8 protein-coding genes and 1 riboswitch are annotated in these 12,169 nt (G+C 39.8%); of the genes, 3 read left to right on the top strand and 5 right to left on the bottom strand.

The genetic code is table 11. The annotated features are described in order from the left end of the window. Positions 1-256: 256 nt before the first annotated feature. Together PO903_RS21940 and gcvH are read right to left on the bottom strand one after the other, a co-directional pair. A complete protein-coding gene (locus PO903_RS21940) occupies positions 257-2,689 on the bottom strand; it encodes a helix-turn-helix domain-containing protein (RefSeq protein ID WP_273594568.1) in 2,433 nt (810 codons plus the stop codon). A 307-nt stretch (positions 2,690-2,996) separates the two neighbouring features. Next, on the bottom strand, positions 2,997-3,389 hold the full coding sequence (gene gcvH, locus PO903_RS21945) for a glycine cleavage system protein GcvH (protein ID WP_273594569.1): 393 nt from the start codon (positions 3,387-3,389) through the stop codon (positions 2,997-2,999). A 178-nt stretch (positions 3,390-3,567) separates the two neighbouring features. Continuing rightward, a riboswitch (glycine riboswitch) is annotated at positions 3,568-3,665 on the top strand. Between the two features lie 280 nt (positions 3,666-3,945). Here gcvH and gcvT point away from each other — a divergent pair. Genes gcvT through gcvPB form a run of 3 tightly spaced genes read left to right on the top strand, consistent with a single transcriptional unit; the run spans position 3,946 to position 7,969 of the window. Next, positions 3,946-5,064 carry a glycine cleavage system aminomethyltransferase GcvT gene (gene gcvT / locus PO903_RS21950; RefSeq protein ID WP_069329219.1) on the top strand — a complete coding sequence of 373 codons (1,119 nt, stop codon included), beginning with the start codon at positions 3,946-3,948 and terminating at the stop codon, positions 5,062-5,064. Positions 5,065-5,108: 44 nt separating this feature from the next. Further along, the gene (gene gcvPA / locus PO903_RS21955) at positions 5,109-6,464 is read left to right on the top strand and encodes an aminomethyl-transferring glycine dehydrogenase subunit GcvPA (RefSeq protein ID WP_273594570.1); all 1,356 of its coding nucleotides are present in this window, start codon (positions 5,109-5,111) and stop codon (positions 6,462-6,464) included. Next, positions 6,461-7,969 (top strand): aminomethyl-transferring glycine dehydrogenase subunit GcvPB, encoded by a 1,509-nt coding sequence (gene gcvPB, locus PO903_RS21960; protein WP_069329217.1) that lies wholly within the window; start codon positions 6,461-6,463, stop codon positions 7,967-7,969. The genes gcvPA and gcvPB overlap by 4 nt, the downstream gene beginning before the upstream one ends. Positions 7,970-8,129: 160 nt before the next feature. Here gcvPB and PO903_RS21965 read toward each other — a convergent pair whose 3' ends face one another. The 3 genes from PO903_RS21965 to PO903_RS21975 all read right to left on the bottom strand — a co-directional run bounded on the left by PO903_RS21965 (position 8,130) and on the right by PO903_RS21975 (position 11,974). Further along, positions 8,130-9,767: a methyl-accepting chemotaxis protein gene (locus PO903_RS21965; protein ID WP_273594571.1), complete on the bottom strand. Its 1,638-nt coding sequence runs from the start codon at positions 9,765-9,767 to the stop codon at positions 8,130-8,132. A 226-nt stretch (positions 9,768-9,993) separates the two neighbouring features. Then, positions 9,994-11,706, bottom strand: coding sequence for a phosphoenolpyruvate--protein phosphotransferase (gene ptsP / locus PO903_RS21970; RefSeq protein ID WP_069329215.1), 1,713 nt, complete (start codon positions 11,704-11,706; stop codon positions 9,994-9,996). After that, complete coding sequence (locus PO903_RS21975) at positions 11,699-11,974, bottom strand: HPr family phosphocarrier protein (protein ID WP_069329214.1); 276 nt, start codon at positions 11,972-11,974, stop codon at positions 11,699-11,701. The genes ptsP and PO903_RS21975 overlap by 8 nt, the downstream gene beginning before the upstream one ends. Positions 11,975-12,169 lie beyond the last annotated feature (195 nt).

Consider the following 12,169-nt stretch of genomic DNA (forward strand, 5'->3'; position numbering starts at 1 on the left):
CGCCTGACGTTCCTTTGTACGTATCCGTGTAGATGATTTGACCGATTTGGCTTCCATCCTTCACCCTCCTTGAAAGCGTTAACATTTGTATAGACTCATTGTCGCTTCCAGAAGAATAACAGGCTATCATCCAATTTTAGCTTTATATGTAAAAAAAGAAGCTAATCCTTACTGTATCAGGGTTTTAGCTTCTTTTTTTGGGAACACAATAACCTTTTTTCAACCTCTATATATGCTGGATTCAACTCGTATTTACTCAAATCAACTTCCGACTGCGATGTTCTTCACGATATTTACCAGGAGTCGTTCCTACTATTTTACGAAAAATACGGATAAAGGCTGTCGTGTTACTGTAGCTTAATTTTTCTGCGATATCTGCAATTCGCCAATCGGTTGTTTCTAACCATTTCTTCGCTTGATTCATTCGATATTCAGCTACATAATCACTAAACTTAATACCTGTTTCTTTTTTGAAAACACGACTTAAATACACTGGATGAAAGTTAAGCTGTTCTGCACACATTTCTAAGGACAAATCTTGTTCATATCGCTGTTGGATAATCTGGATCATCTGATCGGCAATATTGATATACTGTGACTCCGATTGGCTTTGTAAAAATTGCTGTAACGGCTCAAATAGTGCATGAGTGAACCAGTGTCTGATTTCTTCTACCGTCTGTAGTTCAAGCAAGCGATGCAGCGATGCTTTTTTACCTAAGACTCTATTAACAGTTCCGCCTTTTTGCTGTACCATCTCATATACACGAGCAGCCAATTGGGTTAGTAATACTGGATAATCGCGGAAATGTATTTCTTTGTCCATCACATGACGAATATATTCATCGAAATACAGTGGAGTCTGCTCATAATCTCCATTTTGCAGCGATTGGATAATACGATCTTCTAACTGTTTGAGCTGAGTATAGACTGCTACTTCCATAGGCGTACTATGATCAATATCTTCAAAATGAATAATCAATTTGTTGCCCAGACTCATTCGTTGCTTGAGTGCTTCTAGTCCTTCTCCATAGGCATCAGGTGCTCCTTGATAATGTTCAAATGGACGGCTGATCCCGATACTGACTGACAACGATAAATAGTCTTGAATCTGAGTACGTACTCGCTCTGCTTGACTGTGATACCACGAAGTAGCATCTTCATTATCTGCCGGTTCGACCAGAATACTAACTTGAGATTGTTCGATCAATACCGGACTAAAGCGATGCTCCACCGAAATCAATTCAGACACCATATTATTAATAGCAAACAGTAACAGTTCTCGATCGGTTTCTTCATAGCGTGTTCCTTGTACCGTATCGATCTGTAATACCAATACCGCCATAGAACGAACCGATTCAGGAAATCCATAGATTAGACGGCGACGTTCAAATTCATTAGCAGGAATCTGCCCGCTGATCAACTTAATCACTGATAATTCTCGCAATTGCGGAACCTGTTCCCGAATCTGCTCTTCCAACTCACGCCCTGTTAAGCGCATCCGCTCCACTTGTTCTCCAATATAAGCAAATTCATCTCGTCTTTTCACTGACTTATGTTGATCTCCGGCTAATCCTTTTCGGTGACCTAACCATAATCGTCTATACCCTGTATCTGTGGATGGCTCTTCTGCCTTGAGCCGTCCGGTATAATCTACAGAGTCACTGGCACCTAATAACTGCATTAATTTAGACACAGGAGAATACATACGACGACTGCTGAGAAAAGCCAACAGTGCAGTTAACAATAACATCGCTACACAGACACTAATCGTTAATACTGCTATTTTTCTTGTCTGGGACGTAATCTGTCCTATAGATACGACAGACACATATACCCATCCGTTCAGTGTCGATGAAGAATAAGTCACTCCCACTTCTTCACCTTCACTTTTCCAATTAAAAAATCCTTGACGTTCCCCTTGATGAACATGAGCAAACACTTCATTTTGTAATCCAGGATATTGTGTACTCTGACCGTTATCTAGAAATTCTTGTTGGTATTGATCAAACACATATATTTGTCCCAGACGTGTACTGCTGGTGACCCAATTATCAATTTCATCATTGGCAATATCCAAGACTAACAATCCGCGTGGTTCACCGGTCGAAGGTAATAGTGGAATTTTGAACACCATACTGGTTACTTTTGTTTCCTTTTTAGGCGATCCTGAGTCCAATTCCTCTTCTGAGATCATATCTATATTTGACGTATATCCGTTATTCGCTATTGAAGTATCGGTTACCCAGAACATGCTATTTCGATTGTGTCGGTATGATCGAAGCACACTTTGATCTTCTGCATCAGATACTTGACTGAATGATGTTCCTGAGACTACCCAGTTATGCTCAAAGTTAATTAAACGTATCTGATCTAGCGATGTAATCGTTTGCAAATTATTAAATCCGGTCGTCAAATTACGTATTTTTTCAAAGTCTCCCGATTGCAAAGGTTGCTTCATCGTTTCCGTAACAAACGGCGAATTGACATATTGTACAGCAGACAACTGCAATGTTTTGAGTACTTGATCTACACGTAATTGAGTTTCATTTAATAATTGTGCATTACCGTCTTGCACTTTCTGCTCGACATCACCTGCCGCCAACGTATAAGAAAATATCCCGATTACCAGTACAGGTAACGATCCCAATATCACCATAATCAGAAATAAACGATATAGATATTTAGACAACAATCTCCCCTCCAGAGGTAATCATCAATAAAATAGGTATGTTGTACATGTCGCAGTGTACATTCATTATTAGATCTATGTAAAAAAATTCTATTTTTGCTTTATTTAATCATTCTATCGTATTATGAAGATTCCTCCAACCTAAAATAAAAAAGAATGTCGTTATTGTGCACTTTAATTACCTGTATCAAAAATATACATAACAAAAAAAGACTGATCCCCATCTAGGTTTTCAGTCTTGTTCTTGTTACAATACATATAAATAGATTTTATATCCTTCTTTTGTATAGATTGACAGTATTATGAGTTAGTCTTGGGCGTGTTCAGCATAAGCTTCTGCACTCAAAAGGTTTGATAATGCACTATCTAGGTCACCACTGACTTTAACTTCAACCATCCAGCCACGTCCGTAAGGATCAGAGTTCACCAGTTCAGGTTCTGTTTCCAATTCAGGATTAAAATTAGTGATCGTACCTGTCACCGGGCTAAAAAGATCAGATACTGTTTTGACCGATTCAATCGTGCCGATTACAGCTTCAGAAGCAACTTCTGCACCTGCTTGTGGCAATTCAACAAATACGATATCTCCTAGCTGATGTTGAGCAAAATCAGTAATACCGATACGAACCGTATCATCACTAATACGCTCTACCCATTCATGTTCTGCACTATACAGCAATTGATCTTTAATCTCACTCATTGTTCATTCCTCCGGTTCATGGTTGTAATGTCTTCATGCACACAAGCGTATAGCAAGGCAGATTATACTGTCAATACTCTTGACATTGCTTTTTGAATCAAGTATTAATATAATATACATACATTCATCACTGTTTCAATACTTAATGTTCGGAAATACATAACATCATATGTAGCGAATGAAAGTACAGGGAGAGACTGTTCAGAACCATGACAGCGCCGAAGGAGTAAGCCAGTAATGGTGAATCTCTCAGGTAAAAGGGACCTGTACCGGACGCAGCTCTGGAGAGAATTGGCATCATTCGGTCACCGACGAATATCCGAATGATAACAACCAATCACCCAAGGGGAAACTTGTTGCTTATAAGCTATTGAGCACAAGGTAACTCTCAGGTATCAAGGACAGGGAGAAAAAGAAATATTTCAGGTATAGTACCTGCTTATTTCCTTTTCTCTCTGTCTTTTTTGTTGAGCTTTTTCGGATGATTTTATTCTTTTTTCACAAAAAATGATATATGCGATTTTTCGCTACAAACTAATTCGATGAGGTGACGATCATGACAACAGAACTGAAGCGTACGCCGATTTTTCCTCTTTATGCTCAATCCGGTTCCCCACGCTGTATCGATTTTGGCGGTTGGGAATTGCCTGTTCAATTTACAGGAATTCAAAAAGAACATGAAGCGGTTCGTGAACAAGCTGGATTATTTGATGTTTCTCATATGGGTGAAGTGATCATTTCAGGTGAAGGTTCCCTTGCCTATTTGCAACAATTATTAACTAACGATGCTTCTCGCTTGCAAGATGGACAAGCCCAATATACATTAATGTGCTATCCAACAGGTGGTGTAGTCGATGATCTATTGGTATATCGTCTGGGCGAAGAACATTATATGCTCGTGATCAATGCCTCGAATATTGATAAGGATATCGATTGGATGAAGCAGTCTTTGCCTGCCAATGTCACTCTTGAGAACATTTCAGAACAAACCGCTTTGATTGCTTTACAAGGTCCTCAAGCGGTTGCTATTTTACAAGCGGCTACACAAAGCGATCGTTATGCTGAACTGGCAGGATTTTCTTTTATCGAAAAAGCTGAGATTTTTGGTGTTCATGCGCTCATCTCTCGTACAGGTTACACCGGTGAAGATGGTTATGAACTATATGTATCTGCAACAGATGCTCCTCTCATCTGGGAAAAGCTATTGCAAGCAGGTGAACCGCTTGGCTTGATTCCTTGTGGACTGGGTGCACGGGATACGCTTCGCTTTGAAGCTCGTCTTCCTCTGTATGGTCAAGAGCTGTCGGCAGATATTTCTCCACTCGAAGCGGGACTTGGCTATTTTGTAAAGTTGGACAAAGAACATTTCACAGGCAAAGAAGCTCTAGTCGCGCAAAAAGAAAAAGGATTGTCTCGTAAATTAGTGGGTGTAGAAATGATCGACCGTGGTATTCCTCGCCCGCACTATCCTGTCTACCAGAACGGTCGACAAATCGGCGAAGTGACGACAGGAACTCAATCTCCTACACTTAAGCGTAATCTTGGACTTGCTTTAATTGAAGCTGACAGTGCTGCTCTAGGAACACCGATAGAACTTGAGATTCGCGGTAAAATGCTCAAAGCTGAAGTGGTGAAAGCACCTTTCTACAAACGAGCATCTTCTGTCACTAAATAAAATTACAAGGCGACTGATATGTTGCCCCAAAGGAGTCTACCTTTATGAAATCGCATCGTTATATTCCAATGACCCCACAGAATGAAGCAGAGATGTTAGAGGTTGTTGGTGCTTCTTCGATAGAGGATTTATTTACAGATATTCCGGCATCTCTTCGTTATCAAGGCACCATGCCTATGTCTGAAATGCTGGATGAATATACACTGACTCGTCATATGTCTAGTCTTGCAGGGCAAAATGCAGATACAGATCGGTACACTAGCTTTCTGGGTGCAGGATTGTATGATCACCATTTGCCATCTGTGATTAATCATGTAATTTCTCGTTCTGAATTTTATACAGCGTATACTCCATATCAACCAGAGATCAGTCAAGGTGAATTACAAGCGATCTTTGAATTTCAGTCCTATATCTGTGAACTGACAGGAATGGCTGTAGCCAATGCAAGTATGTATGATGGCGCAACAGCACTTGCCGAAGCAGCTTCTCTTGCAGCATCAGCTACAGGACGCAAAAAGATTATTGCTCTTTCTACGATCCATCCTGAATCACGCGGAGTCGTTCGCAGTTATGCTCGTGGTCTTAATCTGGATGTAGTTGAAGTGCCTTATGGCGATGGAGTCACAGATATTGGGGTGCTCACTGAAGCGATTGATGAGCAGACCGCTGTTGTGCTTGTCCAATCCCCTAACTTTTTCGGTGGTATTGAAGCGATTCAAGCAGTTGCCGATCTTGCTCATGCCAAAGGTGCTTTATTGGTAGTGAGTACGAATCCTATTTCACTGGGACTACTCGAATCTCCTGGTAAACTTGGAGCTGATATCGTTGTTGGTGATGCACAGCCGCTTGGCATTTCGATGTCGCTTGGTGGGCCAACTTGTGGATTCTTCGCTGTGGCTCAACCGCTTATGCGTCGTATGCCTGGACGAATCGTAGGTCAGACCAAAGATATTGATGGTAAACGTGGTTTTGTATTGACGTTGCAGACTCGTGAGCAACATATCCGTCGTGACAAAGCGACATCAAATATTTGTTCCAATCAGGCATTGCTTGCGCTGTGTGCATCGGTATATCTATCTGTCATGGGTAGACAAGGTATGGTGGATGTAGCTGATCTGAATGTGCAAAAAGCTCATTATGCTGCTCAAACTTTATCTTCTATCCCTAATGTCAAATTAGCGTTCCGATCTCCTTTTTTCAATGAATTTGTACTGGCTTTACCAGAAGGCACTTCAGTCGCTGATGTTAATACTCAACTGTTAGCTAAAGGCATGATTGGTGGTTATGATCTAAGCCTATCTTATCCTGAATTGTCCGGTCATATCTTGTTCGCAGTCACAGAGAAACGTACCAAAGCAGAGATAGATCTATTGGCAACTGAACTGGAGGCAATCCTATGACAAACGAAACTGTAGTCCATGAGACCGTTACTTCTGTACAAGGCGCTGTTGTTACTGAAAAAGCTTTGATTTTTGAATTGAGTCAACCGGGTCGAATCGGTTATTCTTTACCGGATTGCGATGTTCCTCGTGTCGAAGTCTCTCAATTGATTCCGCAAGAAATGCTTCGTAAAGAAGAACCTGCTTTACCTGAAGTATATGAAGTTGATGTAATTCGTCATTATACAGAATTGTCCCGTCGTAACTTTGGCGTAGATAATGGCTTCTATCCGCTGGGTTCTTGTACGATGAAATACAATCCTAAAGTCAATGAAGATGTAGCTCGTTATGCAGGGTTTGCGAAGATTCATCCTTATCAACCACAACAAAGTATTCAAGGGGCACTGGAACTGATGCATACTTTGCAAAATGACCTTGCTGCTCTAACAGGCATGGATGCCGTCACTCTTCAACCTGCTGCCGGTGCTCATGGAGAATGGACAGGTCTAATGATGATTCGTGCGTATCATGAAAAACGTGGTGAACACCGTACCAAAGTTATCGTACCCGATTCTTCTCACGGTACGAATCCTGCAAGTGCAACAGTAGCTGGATTCCAAACGATCACGATTCCTTCAACTCCAGAAGGTCTAGTCGATCTGGATGCCCTTCGTGCGGCAGTTGGATCAGATACGGCTGCTCTCATGTTAACAAACCCGAATACACTGGGTCTTTTTGAAAAGCAAATCAGTGAAGTGGCTCAGATCGTTCATGAAGCTGGTGGATTGTTGTACTATGATGGTGCTAACTCCAATGCGATTATGGGGATTACACGTCCGGGTGATATGGGCTTTGATGTGGTTCATTTGAATTTACACAAAACAATGAGTACACCTCATGGTGGTGGCGGCCCGGGTGCAGGTCCTGTCGGTGTGAAAAGCAGATTGCTTCCTTTCTTACCTGAACCGGTTGTTGAAAAATTAGAAGATGGTACCTTTACTTTACGTAGTGGTTCTCCTGACTCGATCGGTCGTGTCAAAGCATACTATGGTAACTTTGGTATTCTTGTACGTGCGTATACGTATATTCGTAGTTATGGACCTGAAGGTCTGCGCCGAGTGTCTGAATGTGCCGTTCTGAATGCGAACTATATGATGCACCGTCTTAAAGATCATTATGAAATGCCATATACAAGCGTATGTAAGCATGAATTTGTGATGTCCGGTAAAGGGCTCAAACAGTACGGTATTCGTACACTGGATGTTGCCAAACGATTACTTGATTTCGGGTACCATCCGCCTACAGTTTACTTCCCGCTAAATGTAGAAGAATGTATTATGATCGAACCTACAGAAACAGAAAGCAAAGAAACACTGGATGCTTTTATTGATACCATGATTCAGATCGCTGGTGAAGCGAAAGACAATCCAGAATTGCTACTAAATGCTCCTTATGGAACAGCAGTAAGACGCTTGGACGAAACAACAGCTGCTCGTAAGCCAGTATTAAACTGTGCTTGTAATTAAATAGCAACATACCAATCATCCCACCGACTTTTCTATTCTGATCAAGTCGATGGGATGATTTTTTTATAAGATGAATAATCATTGATATACTCATTTTTCTAACTTAATTATCCATATAAGTCTCTATCCATCTACTATTTTGAGTCCATTAACTAATTATTTATACTTTAAAGCGATCAACCATAACGTTTAACTCTTTAATATTTTCAGTTAGTAATCCTATATTGTCTGTTACTTGTTGTGACATTTTGATTTGATTTTCTACACTGGCAAGTACTTCCTGTGAGCCAGCAGCTGTTTCTTCTGTGGTCGTTGAAGCAGATTGAATAAAGTCGATAATATGTTCTTTGCTAATATTCAATTGAGTCGTCATATCCTTCATGCTTACAATAAGACTGTTCATTTCTTGAATGGATTGACCAATTTCTATAAAAGCACCGCTTGTATTATCAACACTTTGTGATTGATCATTTAAAGCAATCTGCGAAGCATTCATCACTTCTTTGGTCAGCGTAGTAGAAGAAATAATACGATTCAAAATATCTTGTATTTGAGTAGTTGCTTCTTTGGACTGATCTGACAATTTGCCAACTTCAGAAGCTACTACAGCAAATCCTTTACCATGTTCTCCTGCGCGAGCAGCCTCTATAGAAGCATTAAGTGCTAATAATCCTGTCTGTTTAGAAATCTCTTGAATAAGAACAGACATGTTAACAATACCATTCACTTCTGTAATCAAATGATTTAAATTGACAGAGACTTGATCAGACAAGCTTGCAAATGATTGCATATGATTTTGCAAATAAATAACTGCTTGTTCACCAGATTGTTGACGTTGACCAATCAATGTACTTAGTTTTTCCAGATGCTGTGCATGTTGATCTGTATTCTCAATTACAGTAGCTATCTTACGAATAGAAATAGTTCCCTGTTCGATTTCATCGTACTGACTTGCTGTAGCTTTGGTAATCGATTGTATAGCATAATCAATTTCTTTAGAAACTGTCATATTATGAATAGACGTATCATACACATTTTTGGTATGGACAGAAGTTGCTGTTGCTGTCTGTTGAACTTGCGCTATAATAGACTGTATTTTTTCGATAAATTGGTTAAATGAATTCGCTACTCGTCCAATCTCATCTTCACTTTTAACGACTAAACGTTGAGTAAGATCGCCCTGTCCTTCGCTAATAGTAGACATCATTTTTTCTAATGTACGTAATGTCTCAAATTGTCGATATACAATCCAGTAAATACATACTAAAAGCAATACCATACTTATGGTTACTACAACAAGTGTAACGTTACGGATGGTATGCAATACATTTTCGGAAGTAATTAAAACTAGAATTTGCCCATTAGATAATGTAGTTGCCAAAAGATTGGTGGCTTCGCTCTTATAGGTTGTATCTTGGAGTACCCATTCTTTACTATCTTGATTTGCTTTTACAAATGTTTGCAATGTCGTTGTACCCATATAATCATTATCAGTCGTATATACAGGTGATGTGTCTTTATTTAAAATTGCTGAAAACAGAAGTTCATTGCCTAATTGTTGATGAAGTTCTTTTAGATATGCTTCTATTCCCGAATTAGGATTGTTACTTGCTAATTCTGCTCCAATTCGGATAATCTTTGCCATAGCAATACCTTGGGCATCTGTTTCATCGTGAACTTGTAGAAAAATATAATAGACCATAGAACAAATAATAGTACCTACAACTAACATGATAGGTAAAATAATTTTAAATTGAACAGAGAGCGTTTTAAATTTCTTTTTCCGGTTCATTATCATTTTCTTTTTCCCCTATCGTAATCAGTTATAAATATAGATATAACAGTTACTTCGGAAGTTAGAGGAAATCCAATTAACTTTTTTTATTTTATTTATAAGTATTCTACAATATTAGAAATAATAACAACAAAAAAAGCTGATTTCTCTGTACAGAGAAATCAGCTAAAAGTAAATGTTGGGAAAACTTATTAACGCTCATCATATCAAGCGTGTAACGGAAGAAAAATTAAGCGTGGATCGCTTGTACCAGTTCAACCACTTGCTCAGCTGTTTGCATATCCAAAGCTTTAGCAGCTAATTCTTGCATGTCTGCTTTAGACAATTTAGCTAGTTGGCTACGTGCTGGAAGAATAGAGCTTGCACTCATACTGAACTCATCCAGACCTAGACCGAGTAGCAATGGAATTGCTGTAGCATCGCCAGCCATCTCACCACACATGCCTGTCCATTTACCTTCTTTATGAGCTGCATCGATAACCATTTTAACCAAACGCAAGATAGATGGGTTGTATGGTTGATACAGGTAAGATACCCGTTCATTCATACGATCCGCTGCCATTGTGTATTGGATCAAATCGTTAGTACCGATACTGAAGAAGTCCACTTCTTTAGCAAATTGGTCAGCCAGTACTGCTGTAGAAGGAATTTCCACCATGATGCCAAGTTGAATGTTGTCAGAAACAGCAACACCTTCAGCAACCAGTTTTTCTTTTTCTTCTACCAATACTGCTTTTGCTTCGCGGAATTCCATCAATGTAGCGATCATCGGGAACATAATACGTAGGTCACCATATACACTTGCTCTAAGCAATGCACGTAGTTGTGTACGGAAAATGTCTTGACGATCTAGACAAAGACGAATTGCACGGAATCCAAGGAATGGATTCATTTCTTTTGGAAGAACAAGGTAAGGTAGTTCTTTGTCGCCACCAATATCTAGTGTACGAACAACAACCGGTTTACCTGCCATTTTTTCCAAAACCGTTTTGTACGCGTTAAATTGCACATCTTCAGAAGGCAATTCATCGCGACCCATGTATAAGAATTCTGTACGGTATAGACCTACGCCTTCGCCGCCATTATCCAATACACCAGCCACATCGTTTGGCGTACCGATATTAGCAGCCAATTCAACATGTACTCCGTCTTTAGATACCGTTACTTCATCACGCAATTTGCGCCATTCAGTAACTTGAGCTTCATAAGCTGCGCCTTTAGCACGGTACTCAGCAAGAGTTGCTTCATCAGGATTAACAATAACATTACCTTCAAGACCATCAACGATAACGATATCCCCATTTTGAATAACTTCCATGACTTCTTTTGTACCGACTACTGCTGGAATTTCCAACGAGCGAGCCATAATTGCGGAGTGAGAAGTACGTCCGCCAATATTTGTAGTGAAGCCTTTAACAAAATTACGATCCAATTGAGCGGTATCCGAAGGCGTCAAATCTTCTGCAATAATAACGACTTCTTCACGGATCTCAGCTGGACTTTGGAAGTTAACACCCATTAAGTGATTCAAGACACGCTTGCTAACATCTCTCATATCAGCAGCACGTTCCTGAAGATAAGTGCTCTTCATATTTTCAAACATGGTTACAAATTGAGCTGCAACTTCATTCAATGCGAACTCAGCATTCACCATTTCTGTAGCGATTTTATCTTTTACAGGGCTAATCAATTCAGGATCATTTAGAATCAACAAATGTGATTCGAAAATCTCTGCTTTTTTAGCGCCCATTTCTTGTAACGTACGTTCTTTGATCGCCTCGAGTTCAGTTTTGGAAATTTCCAAAGCTGCATCAAGTTTAGCCAATTCCGCATCTGTATCACTAATCGAGCGTTTGGTAATCTCGTATTCAGGATGTTCTAGACGGAATGCTTTGGCAATGGCGATGCCCGAAGACGCCGCGATTCCCAAAATATTAGCCATTGATTTCGCCTAGCCCTTCGTTCACCATAACGTCAGTCAAAGCTTTCAATGCTGCATCTTCTTCTGCACCTTGTGTAGAAAGAACGATAACGTCACCTTGCTCAAGACCTAAAGACAATACTCCAAGGATTGATTTCAAAGTTACTTTTTTACCTTTAGCTTCTGCAAAAGATTCTGTAGAAGCAAATTTGTTAGCAGCTGTTACCAATGCTGTTGCTGGGCGTGCGTGGATACCATCTTCGTCAACGATTTTGAATGTTTTTTCCATTATAAAATTCACTCGCTTTCTCATCATAATAGGATAGTAAAGATCAATCATAACTAACTAATAACTAGATCATCCCTTATATTGTACAGCATTATAAGGCGTGATGCACGTTTCAAAACAATTATTTTCGACTTTTTTCAGCAATCGCTAACATTATTCAGCAATATCCTGCAAATTCATGATGTTTTTAGAAAA

Source organism: Paenibacillus sp. PK4536, from assembly GCF_028594455.2.
In the GTDB taxonomy this organism is placed as follows: Bacteria; Bacillota; Bacilli; order Paenibacillales; family Paenibacillaceae; genus Saccharibacillus; species Saccharibacillus nuruki.

Bases quoted from the DNA above. Each gene is read 5' to 3' on its own strand.
- gcvH (WP_273594569.1), bottom strand. From the start codon at position 3,389: ATGAGTGAGATTAAAGATCAATTGCTGTATAGTGCAGAACATGAATGG.
- gcvT (WP_069329219.1), top strand. From the start codon at position 3,946: ATGACAACAGAACTGAAGCGTACGCCGATTTTTCCTCTTTATGCTCAA.
- gcvPA (WP_273594570.1), top strand. From the start codon at position 5,109: ATGAAATCGCATCGTTATATTCCAATGACCCCACAGAATGAAGCAGAG.
- gcvPB (WP_069329217.1), top strand. From the start codon at position 6,461: ATGACAAACGAAACTGTAGTCCATGAGACCGTTACTTCTGTACAAGGC.
- PO903_RS21965 (WP_273594571.1), bottom strand. From the start codon at position 9,767: ATGATAATGAACCGGAAAAAGAAATTTAAAACGCTCTCTGTTCAATTT.
- ptsP (WP_069329215.1), bottom strand. From the start codon at position 11,706: ATGGCTAATATTTTGGGAATCGCGGCGTCTTCGGGCATCGCCATTGCC.
- PO903_RS21975 (WP_069329214.1), bottom strand. From the start codon at position 11,974: ATGGAAAAAACATTCAAAATCGTTGACGAAGATGGTATCCACGCACGC.